At 68.0% G+C, this 22,227-nt stretch carries 23 protein-coding genes; 9 read left to right on the plus strand and 14 right to left on the minus strand.

The genetic code is table 11. From position 1 onward, the window contains the following. Nucleotides 1-36: 36 nt before the first annotated feature. Nucleotides 37-357, minus strand: coding sequence for an AzlD domain-containing protein (locus tag DFR40_RS02365; RefSeq protein WP_121456896.1), 321 nt, complete (start codon nt 355-357; stop codon nt 37-39). Then, nucleotides 354-1,070: an AzlC family ABC transporter permease gene (locus DFR40_RS02370; RefSeq protein ID WP_121456897.1), complete on the minus strand. Its 717-nt coding sequence runs from the start codon at nt 1,068-1,070 to the stop codon at nt 354-356. The genes DFR40_RS02365 and DFR40_RS02370 overlap by 4 nt, the downstream gene beginning before the upstream one ends. 74 nt (nt 1,071-1,144) lie before the next feature. On the opposite strand from DFR40_RS02370, the gene DFR40_RS02375 reads away from it, so the two are divergent. From DFR40_RS02375 to DFR40_RS02395, 5 genes are all read left to right on the plus strand, one after another. Further along, nucleotides 1,145-2,536 (plus strand): TolC family protein, encoded by a 1,392-nt coding sequence (locus DFR40_RS02375; protein ID WP_121456936.1) that lies wholly within the window; start codon nt 1,145-1,147, stop codon nt 2,534-2,536. Then, nucleotides 2,533-3,726 carry an efflux RND transporter periplasmic adaptor subunit gene (locus DFR40_RS02380; RefSeq protein ID WP_121456898.1) on the plus strand — a complete coding sequence of 398 codons (1,194 nt, stop codon included), beginning with the start codon at nt 2,533-2,535 and terminating at the stop codon, nt 3,724-3,726. The genes DFR40_RS02375 and DFR40_RS02380 overlap by 4 nt, the downstream gene beginning before the upstream one ends. Then, complete coding sequence (locus tag DFR40_RS02385) at nt 3,726-4,424, plus strand: ABC transporter ATP-binding protein (protein WP_121456899.1); 699 nt, start codon at nt 3,726-3,728, stop codon at nt 4,422-4,424. Before DFR40_RS02380 ends, DFR40_RS02385 begins: the two co-directional genes overlap by 1 nt. Next, complete coding sequence (locus DFR40_RS02390; RefSeq protein WP_121456900.1) at nt 4,421-5,641, plus strand: ABC transporter permease; 1,221 nt, start codon at nt 4,421-4,423, stop codon at nt 5,639-5,641. The genes DFR40_RS02385 and DFR40_RS02390 overlap by 4 nt, the downstream gene beginning before the upstream one ends. 92 nt (nt 5,642-5,733) lie before the next feature. Beyond that, nucleotides 5,734-6,984 carry an FAD-dependent oxidoreductase gene (locus DFR40_RS02395; protein WP_121456901.1) on the plus strand — a complete coding sequence of 417 codons (1,251 nt, stop codon included), beginning with the start codon at nt 5,734-5,736 and terminating at the stop codon, nt 6,982-6,984. 13 nt (nt 6,985-6,997) lie between these two features. On the opposite strand, the gene DFR40_RS02400 is transcribed toward DFR40_RS02395, so the two are convergent. The 9 genes from DFR40_RS02400 to DFR40_RS02440 all read right to left on the minus strand — a co-directional run bounded on the left by DFR40_RS02400 (nt 6,998) and on the right by DFR40_RS02440 (nt 13,896). Continuing rightward, nucleotides 6,998-7,486: a DUF411 domain-containing protein gene (locus tag DFR40_RS02400; protein ID WP_121456902.1), complete on the minus strand. Its 489-nt coding sequence runs from the start codon at nt 7,484-7,486 to the stop codon at nt 6,998-7,000. Beyond that, on the minus strand, nt 7,480-7,953 hold the full coding sequence (locus tag DFR40_RS02405) for an ankyrin repeat domain-containing protein (protein WP_121456903.1): 474 nt from the start codon (nt 7,951-7,953) through the stop codon (nt 7,480-7,482). Before DFR40_RS02405 ends, DFR40_RS02400 begins: the two co-directional genes overlap by 7 nt. Nucleotides 7,954-8,031: 78 nt before the next feature. Beyond that, entirely contained in the window at nt 8,032-8,529 is a 498-nt protein-coding gene (locus tag DFR40_RS02410) for a TPM domain-containing protein (RefSeq protein ID WP_245985580.1), read from the minus strand. Between the two features lie 2 nt (nt 8,530-8,531). Then, nucleotides 8,532-9,347 carry a TPM domain-containing protein gene (locus DFR40_RS02415; protein WP_245985581.1) on the minus strand — a complete coding sequence of 272 codons (816 nt, stop codon included), beginning with the start codon at nt 9,345-9,347 and terminating at the stop codon, nt 8,532-8,534. 7 nt (nt 9,348-9,354) lie between these two features. Then, entirely contained in the window at nt 9,355-9,948 is a 594-nt protein-coding gene (locus DFR40_RS02420) for a LemA family protein (protein WP_121456905.1), read from the minus strand. 40 nt (nt 9,949-9,988) lie between these two features. Further along, nucleotides 9,989-11,242: an EAL and HDOD domain-containing protein gene (locus DFR40_RS02425; RefSeq protein ID WP_121456906.1), complete on the minus strand. Its 1,254-nt coding sequence runs from the start codon at nt 11,240-11,242 to the stop codon at nt 9,989-9,991. A 66-nt stretch (nt 11,243-11,308) separates the two neighbouring features. After that, entirely contained in the window at nt 11,309-12,037 is a 729-nt protein-coding gene (locus tag DFR40_RS02430; RefSeq protein WP_121456907.1) for an arginyltransferase, read from the minus strand. A gap of 4 nt (nt 12,038-12,041) precedes the next feature. Further along, nucleotides 12,042-12,743 (minus strand): leucyl/phenylalanyl-tRNA--protein transferase, encoded by a 702-nt coding sequence (gene aat, locus DFR40_RS02435; RefSeq protein ID WP_121456908.1) that lies wholly within the window; start codon nt 12,741-12,743, stop codon nt 12,042-12,044. Between the two features lie 10 nt (nt 12,744-12,753). After that, entirely contained in the window at nt 12,754-13,896 is a 1,143-nt protein-coding gene (locus DFR40_RS02440) for an ABC transporter ATP-binding protein (RefSeq protein WP_121456909.1), read from the minus strand. 24 nt (nt 13,897-13,920) lie between these two features. On the opposite strand from DFR40_RS02440, the gene DFR40_RS02445 reads away from it, so the two are divergent. Next, nucleotides 13,921-15,564 (plus strand): ABC transporter permease, encoded by a 1,644-nt coding sequence (locus DFR40_RS02445; RefSeq protein WP_121456910.1) that lies wholly within the window; start codon nt 13,921-13,923, stop codon nt 15,562-15,564. A gap of 3 nt (nt 15,565-15,567) precedes the next feature. Here DFR40_RS02445 and DFR40_RS02450 read toward each other — a convergent pair whose 3' ends face one another. The 3 genes from DFR40_RS02450 to DFR40_RS02460 all read right to left on the minus strand — a co-directional run bounded on the left by DFR40_RS02450 (nt 15,568) and on the right by DFR40_RS02460 (nt 17,901). Then, nucleotides 15,568-16,194, minus strand: coding sequence for an ankyrin repeat domain-containing protein (locus DFR40_RS02450; RefSeq protein WP_121456911.1), 627 nt, complete (start codon nt 16,192-16,194; stop codon nt 15,568-15,570). A gap of 64 nt (nt 16,195-16,258) precedes the next feature. Beyond that, nucleotides 16,259-17,275, minus strand: coding sequence for a Fe(3+) ABC transporter substrate-binding protein (locus DFR40_RS02455; protein ID WP_121456912.1), 1,017 nt, complete (start codon nt 17,273-17,275; stop codon nt 16,259-16,261). Between the two features lie 116 nt (nt 17,276-17,391). Then, entirely contained in the window at nt 17,392-17,901 is a 510-nt protein-coding gene (locus DFR40_RS02460; protein WP_121456913.1) for a C40 family peptidase, read from the minus strand. Between the two features lie 142 nt (nt 17,902-18,043). Between DFR40_RS02460 and DFR40_RS02465 the strand changes: the two genes are divergently transcribed. The 3 genes from DFR40_RS02465 to DFR40_RS02475 are packed head-to-tail and all read left to right on the plus strand — an operon-like array spanning nt 18,044 to nt 22,100. Further along, on the plus strand, nt 18,044-19,039 hold the full coding sequence (locus tag DFR40_RS02465) for an oxidoreductase (RefSeq protein WP_121456914.1): 996 nt from the start codon (nt 18,044-18,046) through the stop codon (nt 19,037-19,039). A gap of 1 nt (nt 19,040) precedes the next feature. Further along, a complete protein-coding gene (locus DFR40_RS02470; RefSeq protein WP_121456915.1) occupies nt 19,041-20,156 on the plus strand; it encodes a GGDEF domain-containing response regulator in 1,116 nt (371 codons plus the stop codon). Nucleotides 20,157-20,207: 51 nt separating this feature from the next. Continuing rightward, nucleotides 20,208-22,100, plus strand: a complete 1,893-nt coding sequence (locus DFR40_RS02475) for a propionate--CoA ligase (RefSeq protein WP_121456916.1) — start codon at nt 20,208-20,210, stop codon at nt 22,098-22,100. Nucleotides 22,101-22,227: the final 127 nt, after the last annotated feature.

The raw sequence follows: 22,227 nt of genomic DNA on the forward strand, positions 1-22,227 counted from the left end.
CCCGCGCCGGCCGTCGCGCGCCGCTGTGGATAACCCTTAGCCGGCGAAGTGGCGCAGCGCCAGCAGCGTCGCCATGCCGGCGATGAAGGGCAGCCACGGGTTGCGCGAGGCCAGTGCGGCGCCGACTGCGGCGATGCCGCCGGCGAGCTTGGCGTTGATCACTGCGACGCTGCCGTCGACGACCAGCAGATCGGGGACGACGATCGCCGCCAGGGCCGCCGCCGGGGCATAGCGCAGTGCGCGCTGCAGCGTCGGCGGCAGGACGACGCGGCTGCCGAGGACGATGAAGCCGGCACGCGGCAGCGTCGTCGCCAGCCCGATCAGCAGGAAGGTCAGCCACAGCGAGAGGTCGTTCATGACTGGCGGCTCCGGTGTTCGAGATGTTCGGCGACGAAGCCGGCCGCGATGCCGATGACGATCGCGACGACCGTGCCCAGGCGCAGCGGCAGGTCGCGCAGCAGCGTCGCGGCGAGGCCGCCGGCGATTGCCGCGACGAGCATCGGGCGGATCCGCGCCATCGGCACCAGGAGCACGATCAGCGCGATCGTCGCCATGAACTCCAGCGACCAGCCGCGCGGCACGACGCCGGCGGCGAAGATGCCGAGCAGCGTGAAGCTCTGCCAGAGCAGCCAGGACCACAGCGACGGCGCCAGGTAGTAGCCGAGCCGCCAGCGGGTGTCGTCCACCTGCTGCATGCGCTCGGCGCAGGTGGCGAAGACGCCGTCGGTGAGCAGGTGGCCGCACAACCAGCGGGCCGGCTGGCCGATGCCGCGGAAGCCGGGGGCGATGGCGGCGCTGAAGATGACGAAGCGCAGGTTGAGCGCCAGCGCGGTGACGACGATCAACCACAGCGGCGCCTGCGCCGCGATCAGCGGCAGGGTGCCGAGCTGGGCGGTGCCGGCGAAGACGATCAGGTTCATGCCCATCGCCTCGAGCGGCGAGAAACCGGCGCTGGTCATCGCCATGCCCATGACCAGCGCCCACGGCACCAGGCCGACCGAGAACGGCAGGAAAGCGGCGAAACCCTCGCGGGCGCCGGCGACGAGGGCGGAGGTGGCGGACTGCGGCATGGCCGCGAAGATACAACAGTCGGCCAACAATTTGTAACAGCGCAGCAGTGGCCGACGACGCTAAACTGTCGGCCATGCCATTTCCGACCCGCATTTTTCCGCTTTTCCTGCTGTTGACCGTCAGTGCCGGCGCGCTCGCCGCCGGCGACGATCCGCTGGCCACCGAGGCGCTGCTGCCGTTGCGCAGTGCCACCGCGCTGGCCGCCCGGGTCGGCGAACTGCCCTGCGCCGAACAGTTGCCGGCGACGCCGCTGAGCGCGCTCGACGCCGTCGACCTGGCCTTGTGCAAGCACCCGCAGACGCGCGAAGTCTGGGCCTCGGCCCGGCTGCAGGCGGCCCAGGTCGGCGTCGCCCGCGCCGGCTGGCTGCCGTCGCTGGACGGCCGCGTCGGCGTGAACCGCAATTTCAGCGAGGACGCCCGGACCAACCAGGGCACGGCTTCGCTGACGCTGTCCTGGCTGCTGTTCGACGCCGGCCAGCGGCAGGCGACGCTGGACAATGCGGCGCGCCTGCTCGACGCCGCCCTGGCGACGCGCGACGCAACCGTGCAGACCTTGTTCCTCGGCGCCCTGCAGGCCTATTACGGGGCCCAGGCGGCGCAGGCGGCGGTGCGTGCCGCCGGCGAGGCCGAGCGCGCCGCCAGCGAGAGCCTGGCGGCGGCCGAATTGCGTTACCGGGTCGGCGTCGCCACGCCGGCCGACCGGCTGCAGGCGCAGACCGCCGCCTCGCAGGCCCGGCTCAACCGGCAGCGGGCCGACGGCGAGGCGCGCAACGCGCTCGGCGCCCTGGCCAATGCCCTCGGTTTCCCGGCGCAGACGCCGCTGACCCTGGCCGCGGCGCCGGCGCCCGGCGAGACGGCGGCTTTTCGCCGCGATGTCGAGGCGTTGATCGCCGCCGCCGTCGACCGCCGGCCCGACCTGAAGGCGGCCGAAGCCCAGCTGCGCGCTGCCGAAGCCTCGGTCGCCGTCGCCCGTGCCCAGGGCCGGCCGACGCTGACGCTGGGGGCCGGCCCGAGCTGGCAGCGCCTCGACGGTGACACCAGCCGCGGCGGCACGCTCGGCCTGACGCTCAACGTGCCGCTGTTCACCGGCTTCGAGAACACCTACCGGGTGCGCGCCGCCGAGGCCCAGCAGGAGGTCCGCGCGGCCCAGCGCGAACGCCTGCGCAACCAGGTCGCGCTCGATGTCTGGCAGGCCTATCAGGGGCTGACGACGGCGACCGAGGCGCTGCAGACGACGCGCGACCTGGTCGCCAGCGCCGAGCAGTCGGAGCGGGTCGCGCTCGGGCGCTACAAGGCCGGCGTCGGCACCGTGCTCGACCTGCTCAGCGCCCAGAGTGCGCTGGCCGCGGCCCGCGTCGAGCGGATCCGTGCCGAACTCGACTGGAACATCTATCGCGCCACCCTGGCCCAGGCCATGGGGGCGCTCGACTACTCGCTGCTGCAGGCGGCGGAAGGAAGACCATGAACAGGAAAGGCAAGCTGCTGATCGGCGCGCTGGTCGTCGCCGGCTTGGCCGGCGCCGCAGTCTGGTACGTCGCCGGGCGCGGCGAACAGGACCCGGCCAAGCGCTACCGCACCGTCGACATCGGCCGCGGCGCCGTGACGCAGACGGTTTCGGCCAACGGCACGCTCAACCCGGTGGTGCTGATCAGTGTCGGCACCCAGGTGTCGGGGACGGTGAAGAAACTCTACGTCGATTTCAACGACAAGGTCAGGGCCGGCCAGCCGCTGCTCGAGCTCGACGATGCGCTGGTCTCGGCCAGCGAGCGCCAGAGCGCGGCAACGGTGGCCAACGCGCAGGCGACGCTCGACCTGGCCAGTGCCAGCGAGCTGCGGATGAAGGCCCTGCTTGCCGACGAATATGTCTCGAAGCAGGAATACGACCAGGCGGCGCAGGCGCTCAAGTCGGCGCGCGCGCAACTGGCCCAGGCGCAGGCGCAGAACGCGCGCGACCGGGCCAATCTCGGCTTCACGGTGATCCGCTCGCCGGTCGACGGCGTCGTCATCGACCGCGTCGTCGATCTCGGCCAGACCGTCGCCGCCAGCTTCCAGACGCCGACGCTGATCAAGATCGCCAAGGACCTGACCGAGATGCGCATCGACACGAGCTTCGCCGAAGCCGACATCGGCAGCATCCGCGAGGGCCTGCCGGCGAAGTTCACGGTCGACGCCTTTCCCGACCGGCAATTCGAGGGCGTCGTGCAGCAGATCCGGCTCAACCCGACCACCCAGCAGAACGTCGTCACCTACAACGTGCGCATTTCGGTGGCCAATCCCGACCACCTGCTGCTGCCGGGGATGACCGCCTACGTCAGCATCGGCGTGCAGCATCGCCAGGACGCGCTGCTGGTGCCGAACGCAGCCTTGCGTTTCAAGCCGGCCAATGCCGCCCGTCCGGAAAATGGCGGCGGCGGGCCGTCGACCGTCAACGGCGCGCCGCCGGCCGGCAAGGGCAAGAAACGCGACGGCCAGAGTGCGACGGTCTACGTCCTCGACGGCCAGGAATTGCGCCCGGTGGCGGTGCAGCTCGGCATCACCGACAACCGCAACAGCGAGGTCGTCGGCGGCGAGCTGGGCGCCGGCGCCCGCGTCGTCGTCGGCGAGAACGGCAACGGCAGCAAGCCGCCGTCGTCGGTCGGCATGCGGATGTTCTGATGGCCGACGCCGTCATCCGCGTCGCCGGCCTGGGCAAGTCCTACCAGACCGCGGCCGGCGAGTTCCCGGCCTTGCGCGGCGTCGACCTGGCGATCGCGGCGGGCGAGTACATCGCGATCATGGGCCCGTCCGGTTCCGGCAAGTCGACCTTCATGAACCTGCTCGGCTGCCTCGATACGCCGAGCGCCGGCGACTACTGGCTGGCCGGCGAGAACGTCGCGACGCTCGACAAGGACGCGCTCGCCGTGCTGCGCAACCGCACCCTCGGCTTCGTCTTCCAGGGCTTCAACCTGCTGCCGCGGATGAGCCTGCAGGACAACGTCGCGCTGCCGCTGGTCTATGCCGGCGTGGACAAGGCGACGCGGCGGGCGCGGGCGCGCGTGCTGCTCGAACGCGTCGGCCTGGGCAAGTATGCCGAATCGCTGCCCAACCGCATTTCCGGCGGCCAGCAGCAGCGCGTGGCGATTGCCCGGGCGCTGGTCAACGCGCCGCGGCTGATCCTCGCCGACGAGCCGACCGGCAACCTCGACAGCCATACCAGCGAGGAGATCATGCGCCTGTTCGGCGAACTCAACGGCGACGGCATCACCATCGTCCTGGTCACCCACGAGCCCGACATCGCCGAACACGCCAAGCGCCAGGTGCGCTTCCTCGACGGCCGCATCATCAGCGACCATCTCACCGGAGCCGCGCCATGATCCGCCCGATGCTCGGCGAAGCCTGGCTGGCGATGGGCGCCAACCGTCTGCGTACGGCGCTGACCATGCTCGGCATGGTGATCGGCGTCGGCGCCGTGGTCATCATGCTGGCCATCGGCCAGGGCGCGCAGTACGCGGTGCAGCAGACGATCAGCACGATGGGCTCGAACCTGTTCATCGTCCTCGCCGGCTCGTTCACCACCTCGGGCGTGCGCAGCGGCAGCGGCGGCGGGCCGACCCTGACCGTCGGCGATGCCGAGGCGATCGCCGAACTCGACGGTGTCGCCAACGTCGCCCCGACGCACCAGGGCTCGCGGCAGCTGGTGTACGGCGCGCAGAACTGGAGCAGCCAGGTCATCGGCACGACCCCGGCCTATCTCGACGCGCGTGCCTGGAGCATCGTCAATGGCGCCGGCTTCGGCGATTCCGACGTGCGTTCGGCGACGCGCGTGGCGGTGATCGGCAAGACCGTCGCCGAGAACCTGTTCGGCGACGAGGACCCGGTCGGCAAGACGCTGCGCATCCAGCAAAGTCCCTTCCTCGTCGTCGGCGTGCTCGGCGCCAAGGGCCAGAACCTCGACGGCCGCGACCAGGACGACACCGTGATCATTCCGCTCAGCACCGCCCAGCGCAAGGTCTTCGGCACGCCTTTCCTGGGCTCGGTGCGGATGATCATGGTCCAGGCCGATTCGGCCGAGGCCATGGAGCGGACGATGGCCGCGACCACCGCGCTGCTGCGCCAGCGGCACCGGCTGCGCGAGGACATGCCCGACGACTTCTTCATGCGCAACCTGTCGGCGGCGGCCGAATCGGAAGCGGCGACGACGCGGACGATGTCGATCCTGCTTGGCGCGATCGCCTCGATCTCGCTGGTCGTCGGCGGCATCGGCATCATGAACATCATGCTCGTCTCGGTCACCGAGCGGACCCGCGAGATCGGCATCCGCATGGCGATCGGCGCCCGCCAGCGCGACATCCTCAGCCAGTTCCTGCTCGAGGCGGTGATGATCTCCTTCGCCGGCTGCCTGCTCGGGCTGCTGCTCGGCATCGCCATCGCGCTGGCGATCAACCTGTTTACCGGCATGGTCGTCGTCATCTCCGGCACCGCGGCGCTGCTCGCCTTCGCCGTCGCTGCCGGCGTCGGCATCTTCTTCGGCTGGTACCCGGCGCAGAAGGCGGCGCGCCTGGATCCGATCGAGGCGCTGCGCTACCAGTGAGCCGGGGCGGCGCGCCGGTTTTTTGATTTTTCCGGTATTGGCCGGGTCGACCGTCGGATTATGCTGCGCCGGTCTCTGCCAGGATCCGACCGATGACCGACCCGACCCGCCGCCTGCTGCTCGCCGCCATGCTTGCCCCGCTGCTGCCCCTGCCGGCGGCGGCCAGCGGCGGGCGCGTGCTGATCGTCGGCGGCGGCTGGGGCGGACTCAGTGCCGCCGCCCAGTTGCGCCGCCTGGCGCCGGCCTTGAGCGTGACGCTGGTCGACCGCCAGCCGGCCTTCGTCAGCTTCGCCGACAGCAACCGCTGGCTGGTCGATCACGAAGGCGCGGCGCCGCCGTTGCGCCGCGACTACGCGGCGGTGGCGGCGGCCCGCGGCTACCGCTTCGTGCAGGCCGAGGCGCTGGCCGTCGATCGCACCGCCCGGCGTCTGGAAACCAGTGCCGGCAGCCTGCCCTACGACTGGCTGGTGGTGGCGCCGGGGATCGCCGAGGACTGGTCGGCCTGGGGCGTCGACGAGACGCTGACGGTCGACCGGCTGCAGCGCGAATTTTCCGGCGGCATGCTGCATGCCGCCGCCTTGCCGGCGCTCAAGGCACGCCTGCAGGCCTTCACCGGCGGCGACCTGGTGCTGACCGTACCGCCGCTGCCCTACCGCTGCCCGCCGGCGCCCTATGAAAGGGCGCTGCTGATCGCCTGGTGGCTGAAGACGCGGCGGATTCCCGGGCGCCTGGTGATCGTCGATCCGAACCCGCTGATGCCGGCCTTCCGCAAGCCGTTGCTCGACGATTTCCGCGACCAGGTCAGCTACCTCGACCATGCCCGCGTGCGCAGCATCGACCTCGAGCGGCGCAGCCTGGCCACCGATGTCGACGACATCCGCTTCGATCTGGCGCTGCTCGCGCCGCCGCAGCGCGCCGCCGGCCTGCTCGGCCCGGCCGGGCTGCTCCGGGCCGATGCCAACGACGGCCGCCCGGACGGCTGGGGCGCGCAGGACGCGCTCGGCCTGCACAGCCGGATCGATCCGAACGTTTTCATCATCGGCGATGCCGCCGGCGTCGTCTCGCCGCTGTTCGGCCATTATCCGAAAACCGGGCATGTCGCCGCCGCGATGGGCGCCATCGTCGCCGCACGCATTGCCGGCGGCGGCGACGGCGAGCAGCTGCTGGCCAGCGTCTGCCACCTGCTGACCAGCCCGGCGCCGCTGCAGGGCACCCGCCTCGACGTCCGCTATCGCCGGCGCGGCGACGGCTTCCTGATGCAGGAGAATGGTCAGGCGCGCCAGGCCGACCCGCTGGCCGCGGCGGCGGCCTGGGCGGCGGCGCATTACGCCGCCTTCCTCTAGGCCTCGTTGGCGCCTAGTGGCGGGCCCAGGTCTTGGTGCTGCCGTCGGGCAGGACCAGCAGCGTTTCGTAGAATTCGCGGCGGATGCGCGGCGCCGCCGTTTCGGTGTCGAGCACCGTGCACGCAGTCTGGCAGATCGGGCTCGAATACTCGCGCCCGGGCGCCCCGAGGGGCAGGCCGGGGACCGACAGGCCGCGTGCCCGGGGCTTTTCGGCGAGCAGTTCCTTGATCTGGTCGGCGTGCACGTGGCCTTCGATGAAATAGCCGGCGATGCTGGCGCTGGGCACGGCCTCGAGATCCTTGGGGACCTTCAGCTTGCGCTTGACCGCGTCCATCTCGTCGGTCTGCGTCACCTTGACGGTGAAGCCGTTCTGGCGCAGGTGCTCGGCCCAGTCGATGCAGGCTAGGCAGACCTTGGGCATGTACACGGCGATCGGCGGCAGTTCGCCGGCCGCGGCATGGCCGGCGAGCAGCGCGAGCAGGCAGGCGAGGCGCTTCAGCATGGCTTGCCCGCCTTGCAGTCCTTGAGGATCCACAGCGAGATCACGCCGGCCGCCTCGTCGGCCTTGACCTTGCGCGCCATCGCCGTCGGGTCGCGACCGTTGTCGGTGGTCGCGCGGGCGTCGGCGCCGGCCTCGAGCAGAACGCGGGCGTGCGTCGCGCGGCTGGCGTAGGCGGCCATGTGCAGCGGCGTCGCGCCTTCGCCGTCGCGGGCATTGACGTTGGCGCCGGCGGCGAGCAGCGCGCGCAGCGCACTCAGGTCGGGATTCATTGCGGCCAGGTGGATCGGCTGCGAGCCGAGCGCGGTGCGCTGGTCGCGGCTGCCGGGATCGCCGGCAAGCACGCGGCGGACATCGTCGCCGCTGCCCAGGCGGGCGGCGTTGTGGATCGGACGGTCGCCATCGACCGACTGGGCCAGGGCGGGCAGCGCGCAAAGGCAGCTGCACAGGAGGAGAAGGGGAAGACGCATGACGGGCTCGCGGGTTGCGGATCGGTCCCGATTGTTGCCGGGGCGTCGGGGCCGCGGCCTTGATCCAGGTTAAATCGGTCAGCGCAGGCGCGGACGGTTGGCCAGTTCGTCGGGGTTGTCGCCGGCGGCCGGAAAGTGTTCGGCAAGCAGCGCGCCGATCCGTCCGACGGCGTCGATCAGCCCGGCGCACGGGCGGCCGGCGGCGAAATCCCGGCTGCAGGCGGCGCTGATCGCGTCCCACTCGGCCTGCGCCACGCGGCCGGCGATGCCGCGGTCGGCGAGGATTTCGAGGCGGCGGTCGAGCAGTTGCACGTAGAGGAGCACGCCGCTTGCCGCACGCGTACGGTCGACGCCGTAAAGGGCGAACATTTCGCCGGCCCGGGCGCGGCTGTCGAGGCCGCGGCGCAGTGCGGCGAAGGGCAGGGTGGCCTCGATGACGACGCAGATCTCGCCAGCGTGACCCTGCTCGGCGGCGGCGATCGCCGCCGTCAGCGCGTCCAGGTCGGCCTTGGCGAAGTGGCGGCGGAGCAGCCAGCCGGGCGCCGTCAGGTGCTTGAGGATGTGCCATGCCCGCATCGTTACCATCTCCCCGAGGCGCCGCCGCCGCCGAAACTGCCGCCGCCGCCGGAAAACCCGCCACCGCGACTGCCGCCACCACCGCCGCCGTGCCAGCTGCCGCCGCCGCTGCGCAGGAAGGAGGCGACGAAGGTGATCAAGGCTGCAATCGCAGCTGCTGCCAGGGTGCCGAAGCTGAGCCAGGCCAGCCAGCCGGCCAGCGCCGCCACCGCCAGCGAGCCGGCGATGCCGAACAGTGCGCGGGCGACGCTGGCGACGAAGATGGCGATGAAGAGCAGGGTGTCGCTGTCGAAGCTGCTCGCCGCCGCCGGCTTTGCCGCTGCCGGGGGCGGCAGAGCCTCGCCGCCGATCAGGCGGGCCAGGCGGTCCACGGTCGACCGCAAGCCGCCGGCAAAATCGCCTTGGCGAAAGCGCGGTGCCATCTCCTCGTCGATGATGCGCCGGGCGATCGCATCGGGAATCGTGCCTTCGAGGCCGTAGCCGACTTCGATGCGCATCCGCCGGTCGTCCTTGGCGACGATCACGATGACGCCGTCGTCGACGCCGCGGCGGCCGATCTTCCAGTGTTCGGCGAGACGGATGCCGAACTGCTCGATGCTTTCCGGCTGCGTCGTCGGCAGCAGCAGGATCGCCACCTGGGCGCCGCGCTCGCGTTCAAGGGCGGCCAGCCGGCCGACCAGGTCGGCCTGCTCGGCCGGGCTCAGCGTCGCGCTCAGGTCGACCACCCGGTCGCTCAGCGCCGGCAGCGCCACCGGCGCGGCCAGCACGAGCGTGGCGCAGAGGGCGAGTGCGAGGCTGGCGAACAGGCGGCGCAGCACGGGCGGCTTACTTGCTGTCGAACTTGACCGCCGGCGGATTGGCGATCGCCTTCTCGTCGTCCACGCTGAAGTTGGCCTTGGGCTGCCAGCCCATGACCATTGCCGTCAGGTTGTTGGGGAAGGTGCGCACCGAGACGTTGTACAGGCGCACCGCCTCGATGTAGCGGTTGCGGGCGACGGCGACGCGGTTCTCGGTGCCTTCGAGCTGCGCCTGCAGGTCGCGGAAGTTGGCGTCGGCCTTCAGCTGCGGGTAGTTCTCGGCGACCACCAGCAGGCGCGCCAGGGCGCTGCTCATCTCGGCCTGCGCCGCCTGGAACTTGGCGAAGGCGGCCGGGTCGTTGACCAGCGCCGGGGTGGCGTTGATGCCGCCGACCGCCGCGCGCGCCTCGGTCACCCGGGTCAGCACTTCCTTCTCGTGGGCGGCATAGCCTTGGACGGTGGCGACCAGGTTGGGCACCAGGTCGGCGCGCCGCTTGTACTGGTTGAGGACTTCCGACCAGGCGGCGTTGACGCCTTCGTCGTTGATCTGGATCTGGTTGTAGCCGCAACCGGACAAGGTTACGGTCAACAGGGCGATCAGGGCAAAAATGCGGATGCGCATGCGATGACTCCTCGGTGACTGTCGGTCGCCAGCATAGCAGCTAGACGTCGAGCTCGGCGCAGGCCCAGGCCAGTGCCTGGCGATAACTGTCGATCAGCGTTGCCGGCGCGATCTCGAGTGCCCCGGCCAGGATCACCGCCTGGTCGAGCCGGCAGCGCTCGAGCAGGCGGGCGAGCTGGAGGTAGCGGGCGTGCGGCCCGGCGTTGTCGAGCAGGGCGTCGGCGACGTTCGCCGGCAGGCGGATGCGGGCCAGGATCTCGGCCATCGGCATCTCGAGCAGCGCATCGAGCGGCGACAGCAGGCCGACCAGGAAGCGTTCGTCGGCGGCCCGCCGGTCGCCGTCACGGACCAGCGCCTCGAGCAGCGCGGCGCGGCACAGCGCGACGACGAGCAGGGTCTGGTCGTGGCCGTCGGCATCGAGGCTGAACAGGGCGATCGACAGCCAGCGGTAGAGGGCGTCGCGGCCGAGCAGGGTGACCGCCTCCTCGATCCCGGCGACCTGGCGCGACAGTCCGTAGAGCGGTGAATTGGCCATCTCGAGCAGGCGCACGACCAGTGCCGGATCGCGGGTCGCGGTGGCGGCGATTTCCTTGAGGTCGGCGTCGGCGCGCAATTGGTCGAGCAGCGCGAGGACTGCCAGGCGGCTGGCGCCGGCCCGTTTGCCGGCGGCTTCCTGGTCGCGGCTGGCGGCGAAGCCGCCACAACTGAAGTCGGCCCCGATGCGCAGGCACAGCCGGTGTTCGGCCCAGCTGCCGACGCCTTCGGCGAGCAGTTGCAGCCCGGGGCGCTGGCGGCGCAACGCCTGCAGGCGTTGCTCGAGCTCGGCCAGCGGCTGGGCGTGGAGGTCGAAGTACACCAGGTCGGCCGTCGCCGCGTCGGCATCTTCGAGGCACAGGCCGATGCTGCCGCCGGCGGCGCGGATGGCGGCAACCGCAGGTTCACGGTCGACGTCGGCGGCGAGCAGAAAACAGCTGCGGGCGCCGATGACCGGGGTGAAATCGGCAGCTTGCCACTGCCCGGCGGCGAGCGGCACGAGCAGCAGCCGGCGTTCGGCGAAGGCGCGGGCGTCCTCGCGCTGCAAGGCATCGACCAGCGCCGTAGCGTCACTGCCGGCATCGCCGAAGCTCTTGATCTGCAGGCGGTAGCCGGCGATGCGCGAGCTGCTGTCGATCATCTCCTGCCAGGCGAGCAGCAGGCGCGGCGCCGGGGGCGGCGCCACCGCCGGCGCCGATGCGCTGGCGACGGGTTGCGGGGTGGCCGGGCGGCGGCCGAACAGGCGTCTGAGGAAGTTCACGGGCGGCGATCGGTAACGGGGCAGACCGTCATCATAATCGGCGTCGCGGGATTTGCGCAGCCGGCGCTAGGGCAGCCGTGTCCAGATTCCGTCGCGGCCGGTCTCGATCGGGCGGAAATTGGTCTTGTAGGCCATCTTCGGGCTTTCCGCGATCCAGTAGCCGAGGTACAGGTAGGGCAGGCCGAGGGCCGCGCACTGCCGGGCCTGCCAGAGGATGTTGTAAACCCCGTAGCTGGCGCCGGCAACGTCCGGGTCGAAGAAGGTGTACACCGACGAGAGGCCGTCGTCGAGAACGTCGATGACGCTGACCATGCGCACCGTGCCGTTTTCCGAGAACTCGATCAGCCGGGTATCGACGTGGCTCTGCAGGAGGAATTGCGCGTACTGGTCGTGACTGTCCTCGTCCATGCCGCCGCCGGGATGGCGGCTGCGCTGGTAGCGGACGTAGAGCGCGAAATGCGCCGGGTCGAAGTGCAGCGGCAGCTCGCGCGCCAGCAGGCCGGCGTGGTGTTTCCAGGCGCGCCGCTGGCTGCGGTTGGGCTGCAGTTCGGCGGCCGGCAGCCGGACCGGGACGCAGGCGCGGCAATGGTCGCAGTGCGGACGGTAGGTGAAGATGCCGCTGCGCCGGAATCCGGCGCGGACCAGCGAACCGTAGATCTCGCTGTCGATCAGGTGCGCCGGCGTCGCCACTTGCGAACGGGCCTCGCGGTCGTCGAGGTAGCTGCAGGGATAGGGCGAAGTGGCGTAGAACTGGAGCAGCGAGAAGGGCAGCTCGGCGTCGTCGGGCAGGGCCATGGCGTCACCAGTCCCCGCTCAGTCCGGCTGCCGACCAGTCGGCGCGGGCGCCACCGGCAGCCAGGGCGTGCAGCCGTTCGAGGAATTCCCGGCGCGGGATTTCGCGGGCGCCGAGCGAGGCGAGGTGGTCGGTGTACATCTGGCAGTCGATCATGCCGAACTGGTGGTGTTGCAGGTAGCGGACGAGGTGGGCGAAGGCGAACTTCGACGCGTTGTCGGACCGGGAAAACATCGACTCGCCGTAGAACATGCGGCCGATGGCCAGGCCGTACAGGCCGCCGACCAGTTCGCCTTCTGCCCAGGTTTCGACCGAATGCGCCCAGCCGAGTTCATGCAGGCGCAGATAGGCCTCGCGCATGTCGGCGGTGATCCAGGTGCCGTCCTGACCCGGGCGGGGCGTTGCCGCACAGCCGTCGATGACGCCGGCGAAGTCGCCGTCGAATCTGACGGTCAACGGCCCGTGGCGGAGAATTTTGCGCAGCGACCGGCTCGGCCGGAATTCCTCGGGGAACAGCACCATGCGCGGGTCCGGGCTGTACCACAAGGGGTGGCCTTCGACCGTGCCCCAGGGAAAGATGCCGCGCCGGTAGGCGTCGAGCAGGCGGTCGGGCAGCAGTGCGCCGCCGACCGCGAGCAGGCCGCCGAGCTCGGGCCGGGCCGTGGCGACCGGCGGAAAGGGGTCGAGCGGTCCGAGAAAGGGAATCATCCGGCGGCGGTCAGGTGTGCCGGCCTGGCTGCTGTTGTGCGGCCTGCTGTTCGAGACGGATTTCGCAGGCCGGGTCGTTGCCGCAGGCTGCGTGCTTCTTGAAGGCGATCACGTGGTCGGCGTCGAGGCGGATGCCGATCTTCTCGCCGAGTGCGTGGTTGTGGTGCGAGGGCACCAGCGAGAGGACCTCGCTGCCGCTTTCCAGTCGCAGCGTGTACAGGATGTCGGCGCCGCGGAAGGCCTTGTGCAGGACTTCGGCCTGGACCGGACTGGCATCGTCGTGGACGATGTCGTCGGGGCGCAGCAGGATGTCGACGGCGCAGCCGCAGTCGCAGCCGGTACAGCTTTCGCTGCATTCGACCGGGGTGTCGGAGACCAGCGTGCCGAGCTCCATGTGCACGCTGTTGTCGTCGCCGACCGTGCCGGCGAGCAGCACGCCCTGGCCGATGAAGTCGGCGACGAAGCGGTTGGCCGGGCGGTGGTACAGGTTGTACGGCGTGTCCCACTGCTGGATGCGGCCGTGGTGCATGAGGCCGATTTCGTCGGCGATGGCGAAGGCCTCGTTCTGGTCGTGGGTGACCATGATCGCGGTCGACCCCTCGCGCTTGAGGATTTCCCGGACTTCGACCGAGAGCCGCTCGCGCAGGCCGACGTCGAGGTTGGAGAAGGGCTCGTCGAGCAGGATCAGCGCCGGTCGCGGGGCCAGTGCGCGGGCCAGGGCGACGCGCTGCTGCTGGCCGCCGGACAGCTCGTGCGGGTACTTGTCGCCATGCCCGGCCAGGCCGACGGTGGCGAGCAGCTGGCGGACGCGCAGGTGGTTGTGCTCGGCCTGGCGGCGGTCGAGGCCGAAGCCGACGTTCTGTTCGACGGTGAGATGGGGAAACAGCGCATAGTCCTGGAAAACCATGCCGATCCGGCGTTTTTCCGGGGCGACGCGGCTGCCGGGGCGGCTGACCGGCTCGCCGTGCAGGCGGATTTCGCCGCCGGCGATTTCCTCGAAGCCGGCGATGCAGCGTAGCAGGGTCGTCTTGCCGCAACCGGAGGGGCCGAGCAGGCAGGCGATCTGGCCGGGCGCCAGACGGAAATCGACGCCGTCGACGACGGTGTGGCTGCCGTAGCGCTGGATCACGCCATTCAATTCGAGCTGTGTCATGGCGCCCGATTATAATTCGCGACCATGCATCTGCGCGCAAACACTTCTTCCCCGCTTCTCGTCGTCGGCGTCGTCGTCGCCTTGCTCGCCGGCCTGCCGGTCGCCAGCGTCGGTCTCAACCTGTTCGTCGGCGGCACCAGCGAGACCTGGTCGCACCTGTCGCAGACGGTGCTGCCCGAGTACATCGCCAATTCGCTCAAGCTCTGCCTCGGCGTCGGTCTCGGGGTGGCTGTCGTCGGTGTGGCGACGGCCTGGCTGACGGCGATGCACGATTTCCCGGGGCGGCGCTTCTTCGAGTGGGCGCTGGTCCTGCCGCTGGCCGTGCCGGCCTACGTCATGGCCTACGTCTATACCGATTTCCTGCAGTTCGTCGGGCCGGTGCAGAGCGCCTTGCGCGCCGCCTTCGGCTGGGAATTCGGCGATTACTGGTTTCCCGACATCCGCACTTTGCCCGGTGCCGTGCTGATGTTCGTCTGCGTGCTCTATCCCTATGTCTATCTGCTCGCCCGCACCGCTTTCCTCGAGCGCGCCAGCGGCATGCTCGAGGCGGCGCGCACGCTCGGCATGGGGCCGTGGCGCGCCTTTTTCGCGGTTTCGCTGCCGCTGGCGCGGCCGGCGATCGTCGCCGGGGTTGCCCTGGCGCTGATGGAAACCCTGGCCGACTACGGCACGGTGGCGTATTTCGCGGTCAACACCTTCACCACCGGCATTTACCGGGCCTGGTTTTCGCTCGGCGACCGGGTTGCCGCGGCGCAGCTGGCGGCGATGCTGCTCGCCTTCGTGCTCTTCCTGTTGATGGCCGAGCGCGTGTCGCGCGGTCGTGCCCGCTATCACAACACCACCGGTCGCAATCGTCCGCTTGCCGGTGCCCGGCTGCGTGGCGCGGCTGCCCTGGCTGCCGTCGGCGCCTGTGCCTTGCCGTTGCTGCTCGGTTTCGTGCTGCCGGCGCTGCTCTTGCTGAAGATGGCGCTGACCGAGGGCGATGCCCAGTTCGGCGAGCGCTTCCTGGTGCTGTCGCGCAACAGCTTCCTGCTGGCCGGGGTGACCGCCGCCTGCGGCGTGCTGATCGCCCTGCTCCTGGCCTATGGTGCCCGCCTCTCGAAAGGCGCCTTCGCCGCCGGCCTCAATCGCCTGGTCGGCCTCGGCTACGCCGTGCCCGGCGCGGTGATCGCGGTCGGGGTGCTGATCCCGGTGACCCGGCTCGATCACTGGCTGGCCGGGCAGTGGGCCGCCTGGTTCGGGCACAACCCGGGGTTGCTGCTGACCGGCGGCGTGGCCGCGCTGATCTATGCCTATCTGGTGCGTTTCCTGGCGGTGGCGCTGCATACCGTCGAATCAAGCCTGGCCAAGATCACGCCGAGCATGGATGACGCCGCCCGCAGCCTCGGACTGGGCCAGGGCGAGACGCTGCGCCGGGTGCATGCGCCCTTGCTGCGCGGCAGTCTGCTCACCGCCGGTCTGCTGGTCTTCGTCGATGTCATGAAGGAGTTGCCGGCGACGCTGGTCATGCGGCCGTTCAACTTCGATACCCTGGCCACCCAGGCCTACACGCTGGCTTCCGACGAGCGTCTGGCCGAAGCATCGACCGCGGCGCTGGCCATCGTCGTCGTCGGCCTGCTGCCGTTGATCCTGCTGTCACGCCAGATCAGCGCCGCCCGGCGCGGCTGAGACTCAGAGTTTCTTTGTTTCGGTGGCGCTGTCCACCTTTTCCCAGGCGCCGCTGTTGCGTTCGAAATCGACCGCCAGGATGTTGGTGTCCACGCCATAGACACCCTTCATGTCCACCTGCTCGATGGCTTCCTCGGGGAGGGCGTTGACGAACTCGATCACGTTGCCGTGCGCTTCGGCGGCAGGCTGCGAGGCGGCCGGCGCAGGTGTCGGGAAATCGTGGCGCTCGAACTCGAGCATCGGCACATCCAGGGTTTCGACGCCGCCGGAAGAGATTTCCTTGGCGCGCTCGAAAATCGACGGGGGAATGTCGAGATCGAAGGGGATCTGCGCGTGATGGGCGAGCAGCAGTGCGGCGATCTCCGTGTGTCCGGCGCGCAACGCCAGGCGCAAGGGGGCGCCGGGACCGTCGGTGGTGGGGGCGTTGATGTCGGCGCCGCGGTTGATCAGTTCGCGGATGATCGGCACGTTGCCGGTGAAGCAGGCCGTACGCAGCGGCAGGCCGGCGATGCCGTGGATGTCGGCGGCTTCGATGTCGGCACCGTCGTCGAGGGCGGCGACAACCCGGTGCAGGCTGTTGGCCCGGATTGCCTCGATCAGTTCGTTGGCGCCAAAGCGGTTGGTTCCCATGGTTCGTTTCCCCTGAATTGGCAACGATTCTATGGGATGCCAAGCGCTTTGGCGAGAGGCTGGCTTACTTGAAACCGGCGCGGTCGAAGATCATCTGCGCCTTGACCTGGTACATCGCCAGGCTGTTGACCGGCAACTGGTCAGCCTTGAACTTGCCGAGCTTGCTCAGCGCCGGATTGTCGACCTTGACCGAGGCCACCACCGGCCATTCGTTGTTGCCGTCGGCGAAGTAGCGCTGGGCGGAATCGGAGGCCAGGTATTCGAGGAACTTGATCGCGGCTTCCTTGTTCGGTGCGTGCTTGAGGACGCCACCGCCGGAAACGTTGATATGGGTGCCGGTGGTCGCCTGGTTCGGCCAGACCACGCCGACCTGCTCCATCGTTTTTTGGTCTTCCGGCTTGGTCGACCGCATCAGTCGGGCAACGTAGTAGCTGTTGGAAATTGCGACGCCGCATTCGCCGGCGGCAACTGCCTTGATCTGGTCGGTATCGCCGCCCTTCGGTGCGCGGGCGAAGTTGGCGACCATGCCGCGGGCCAGGGCTTCGGCCTTGGCTTCGCCTTCGTGGGCGATGACCGAGGCGAGCAGCGACAGGTTGTACGGATGCGAGCCGGAGCGCGAGCAGAACTTGCCCTTCAGTTTCGGATCGGCGAGGTCGGCGTAGTTCTGAACATCGCTGGCCTGGACGCGCGCCTTGTTATAGACGATGACGCGGGCGCGGGTCGAGAACGATGCCCATTCGGCGGTACGCAGGTGGGCCGGGATGCGTTTTTCCAGTACCGGCGAGCTGAGCGGTGCAAACAGGCCAAGCTCGCGGGCCTTGGCCAGGCGCGAGGCGTCGACGGTGAGCAGCACGTCGGCCGGGCTGTTGGCGCCTTCGTTGCGGATCCGCTCCAGCAGTTCGTCTTCCTTGCCTTCGATGCGGTTGATCTTGATGCCGGTCTGCTTGGTGAAGTCGGCGTACAGCGCTTCGTCGGTCTGGTAATGACGGGCTGAATAGAGATTCAGCACCTTTTCCTGGGCGATGGCTGGCTGGAGGGCTGCAGCAACCGACAGCGCGACGAGCGTGGCTTTCAACTTCATGGATGGACTCCTGTGCATGGTTGTATGAGAACCATTCCAGTCTAAAGTAAAAACTTGTTAATGAGAACGGTTATTGCGAGCGGGCAATAAAAAACGACCGGGCGGTCGTTTCGGGGTCAGCGGGCTTCGATGATCCGGCGGGCGCCGTTGAAGCGGCTCATCCAGTAGCTGTTGTTCATGTTCTCGACGCGGACTTCGGCGCCGGCACGCGGGGCGTGCAGGAAATGGTTATCGCCGAGATAGATGCCGACATGCGAGAAGGTCCGGCGCATGGTGTTGAAAAACACCAGGTCGCCCGGTTTCAGCTGGCTGAGATCCACCTGTTCGCCAAGCTGGCTCTGTTCGCGCGCAGTACGCGGCAGATAGGCGCCAATGCTTTCCTTGAACACGGTTTGCACGAAGCTGCTGCAGTCGAGACCGGCTTCTGCACTGTTGCCACCCATCTTGTAGCGCACCCCGACCAGCTTCAGCCCTTCGAGGATGACATCCTGCGTGGCGTTGGTGTAACGTTCGACGAAGGACAGCGGCGCTTCCAGCGGGCGCAGGGTCTCAGCGGCATCAGCCGGTCCGAAGGCGGACAGGGCAATGCAGGAGGCGGCCAGGAAAGAAGCGATGCGACGGGACATGGGCGCGTAATCTATTTGAAATTCATCTGTCTGTAAAGTCGTTGTCCTGTGTTCATGCGAATGGCAACAGCTGATGTAACTATGTTCATAGTCCGTAATTATGAATACAATTTCACCCCCTAGGAGCGAGGAGAAGACCACGATGAATTCCTTCAAGGCACTGCTGATCGAGGAAAACGAAGGCAAGGTTGGCCATCGTTTTGTCGACATGGGCATCGATGATCTCGATGCCGGTGAAGTGGTCATCCGGGTCGCCTATTCGAGCATCAACTATAAGGACGCACTGGCTGCGACCGGCGCCGGCAAGATCATTCGCCGTTTTCCCTGCGTCGGCGGCATCGATCTCTCGGGGACCGTGGTGTCGAGCGCCGATGCCCGTTTCAAGGCCGGTGATCCGGTCATTGCGACCAGCTTCGACATCGGCGTCGCCCATCATGGCGGTTATGCCGAATACGCCCGCGTACCCGCCGACTGGGTCGTCCCCTTGCCCGCCGGTCTCAGCCTGCATGAGGCAATGGCACTCGGTACTGCTGGGTTTACCGCCGCGCTCGGCGTTGTGCGCATGGAAGAGAATGGCCTTACCCCGGACAAGGGGCCGGTCATTGTCACCGGTGCAACCGGCGGAGTCGGCAGCCTGGCGGTCGACATGCTGGCCCAGCGCGGCTATCGCGTCGTCGCCCTGACCGGCAAGGAGAGCGAAGCCGATTACCTGCGCAACCTGGGGGCTGCCGAGGTGATGCTGCGTCAGAGCCTCGACCTGAGCAAGATTCGTCCGCTTGATCGGGCGCGCTGGGCGGGTGCGGTGGACAACCTCGGTGGCGATGTTCTCGCCTGGATCGCCAGCACGATGGAGCAGGGTGGAACCATCGCCAGCATCGGTCTGGCCGCGAGCATGTCGCTGAAGACCACGGTGGCGCCGTTCATCCTGCGTGGTGTCTCGCTGCTTGGCATCGATTCGGGTTACATCGGTGAGCCTTACCGCAGCGGCGTCTGGCAGCGTCTGGCAACCGATCTGCGGCCGCCGCATCTGGGGCAGATGTCGCGCGCGATCCCGTTTGCCGATCTGCCGGCAACTTTCGATGAATACATAGGTGGTCGCGCCAAGGGGCGCGTCGTCGTCGATATTGCCGGTGGCTGACATGTCCGATCTGCCGCGCGTTCTGGTTGTTGACGACTCCCGTCTGGTGCGCGCCTCGCTGGTCCAGCATATCCGGTCGCAATACGAGGTCCGCGAGGAAGCCGACGGCGATGCCGCCTGGCAGACGCTGGTTCTCGACCAGTCGATCAGGGCCGTTGTTTCCGACCTGCAGATGCCCAAGATGAACGGCTACGAGTTGCTTGAGCGCTTGCGCTCCTCGCGCCTGCGCCGTTTGCAGCAGATGCCCTTCATCCTCGTTTCCGGCGAGGAAACCGAAGAGGAGCGCGGCAAGGCACGCGGTCTCGGCGCGTCCGACTTCATTACCAAAGGCAGCGGCGCGATCGAGATACTGACTCGTCTTGGCAACCTTCTTGCCTTGCAGCAGGCTCAGGAAAATCTGGACAACGGTCGCGAGCAGATGGTCCAGAATCCGGCGACCGGCCTGTTCACCCGCAAGTATCTGGAATTGCAGGCGGCGCAGGCCCTGTCGCATTCGGCCCGGCATGGAATCGATGTCAGTCTGATGGTGCTGGGTTTTGATGGCTACGGCGAATTGTCGCGCCGGCTTGGCCCGCAATTGGCCGAGGAGGTTGGCAACCGCTTCGCCCGGATGCTCGCTGGCAAGATGCGCCAGGAGGACAGTCTCGGTCACGTTGCCGAAGGCCAGTTTGCCGTCGTCTCGCCGGGGACGGCGCCCAATTACTGCGCCAGTTTTGCCGAGCGCGTGCGGCAGGCGGTCGAGGTGTCCCGGCTGTCGGTTCAGGGGCAATCACTGGCGTTGACCGTCAGCATCGGTTTGGCCAGTGTGCCGACCGATGTCGTCAGCTCCGCCGGGGCGCTGCTCGATCTGGCGACCCAGCGCATGCAGCAGGCGATGCAGGCGGGGGGCAACCGCACCGAAGCCGGGGGCAGTCTGCCAGCAACCCGGCCGATTTCGCTGCAGCATGCGCTGGAGTTGCTGCGGGCCAATCGCCAGGGGCCGGTGTTGCCGCATCTGGATGCCTTGCTGGCGCAATTGCTGCCGCTGCTCAGCCTGATCGACGAAAAACTCGATTTGACTCTCCCGGTTGCGGAGATCGAGCGTTATCTGGAAGAACGGAAAGCAGGCCAAAAATAATCCGTTCCTTCGTTTTTGAAGTGCAGGAAACCATTAGCTAGAGGGAGTTTTATGGCAACTTACAAGGAGTTTCACCAGTATTCGATCGAGCAGCCCGATGCGTTCTGGACCGAACAGGCCGGGCTGATCGACTGGAAAGAACCGTTTACCCAGGTCTGCGATTTCTCGCGCCCACCGTTTGCCAAGTGGTTTGTCGGCGGCAAGACCAACCTGTGTCACAACGCGATCGATCGTCACGCCGCCAAGCGTCCGGATGGGCGTGCGCTGATCTACATTTCGACCGAAACCGACGAGGAAAGGATCTATTCCTTCGCCGAACTGCAGGCCGAGGTCGAGCGCATGGCGGCGATCTACAAGAGTCTCGGTGTCAAGAAAGGCGACCGTGTCCTGATCTACATGCCGATGATCCCGCAGGCAGCATTCGCGATGTTTGCGGCAGCCCGTATCGGGGCGATCCACTCGGTGGTTTTCGGCGGCTTTGCTTCCGGTTCGCTGGCGACGCGCATCGACGATGCCAAGCCGACCCTGATCGTCTCTTCCGACGCCGGCATGCGCGGCGGCAAGGCGGTTCCTTACAAGCACCTGCTCGACGAAGCGATCGAGATCGCCGAACACAAGCCGGCCAAGGTGCTGATGGTCGATCGCGGCCTCGACAAGGGGTTCAACAAGGTTGAAGGTCGCGACGTCGATTACGCGACGCTGCGCGAACAGCACCTGAATGCTCGCGTCGAGTGCGAATGGCTGGAATCCTCCGAGCCGTCCTACATCCTCTACACCTCCGGCACCACCGGCAAGCCGAAGGGCGTGCAGCGCGATACCGGCGGCTACGCCGTGGCGCTGGCCTCGTCGATGAAGCACATCTACTGCGGCGGCGAGGGCGAAACCTATTTCTCCACCTCCGACATCGGCTGGGTGGTCGGTCACTCCTACATCATCTACGGCCCGCTGATCGCCGGCATGGCCACGATCATGTACGAAGGCACGCCGCTGCGCCCCGACCCGGGCATCTGGTGGCAGATCGTCGAGAAGTACAAGGTCAACGTGATGTTCTCCGCGCCGACCGCCGCCCGCGTGCTGAAGAAGCAGGACCCGGCGTACATGCACAAATACGACCTGTCGTCGCTGAAGCACATCTTCATGGCCGGCGAGCCGCTGGATCAGCCGACGCACGAGTGGTTCCAGAACGAAACCGGCAAGCCGGTCATCGACAACTACTGGCAGACCGAAACCGGCTGGCCGATGCTGGCCGCGCTGCACGGCGTCGAGAAGACCCCGATCAAGTTCGGTTCGCCGTCCTTCCCGGTCTATGGCTACAACCTGAAGATCTTCCGCGAGGACGGCTCGGAATGCGGTCCGAACGAGAAGGGCATCGCCGCCGTCGTGCCGCCGCTGCCGCCGGGCTGCCTGTCCACCGTCTGGGGCCAGGACGACCGCTTCGTTTCCACCTACTTCACGCTGTTCAAGGAACCGCTGGTCTACTCGTCCTACGACTGGGCGATCAAGGATGACGAAGGCTACTTCACCATCCTCGGTCGTACCGACGACGTCATCAACGTCGCCGGCCATCGCCTGGGCACTCGCGAAATCGAGGAAGCGATCCAGAATCACGCCGCCATCGCTGAAGTCGCCGTGGTCGGCGTCGAGGACAAGTTGAAGGGCCAGATGCCGATGGCCTTCGCCGTGGTCAAGGATGCGTCCAAGATCGCCACGCCGGAGCTGGTCAAGGCACTGGAAAAGGAAGTCTTCGCCACCGTTGACGGTATCCTTGGTGCCATCGCCCGTCCGGCCCGCGTACATTTCGTCGTTGGCCTGCCGAAGACCCGTTCCGGCAAGATGCTGCGCCGTTCCCTGCAGGCGCTGGCCGAAGGCCGTGATCCGGGCGATCTGACGACGATCGAGGATCCGTCGACGCTGGAAAACATCAAGAAGTTGCTCGCCGGCTGAGCCGGGTATTCCGGATCAAACCCGCCGCCTGAGTGCGGCGGGTTTTTTTATGCCCGCAGTTGTAAGAATCGGCGCCGGGGGCGGGTGCTAAAATGCTTGCCCACCCGCTTTCTGCGATGATCCACAG

Origin of the sequence: Azonexus fungiphilus, assembly GCF_003634965.1 — a bacterium.
In the GTDB taxonomy this organism is placed as follows: Bacteria; Pseudomonadota; Gammaproteobacteria; order Burkholderiales; family Rhodocyclaceae; genus Azonexus; species Azonexus fungiphilus.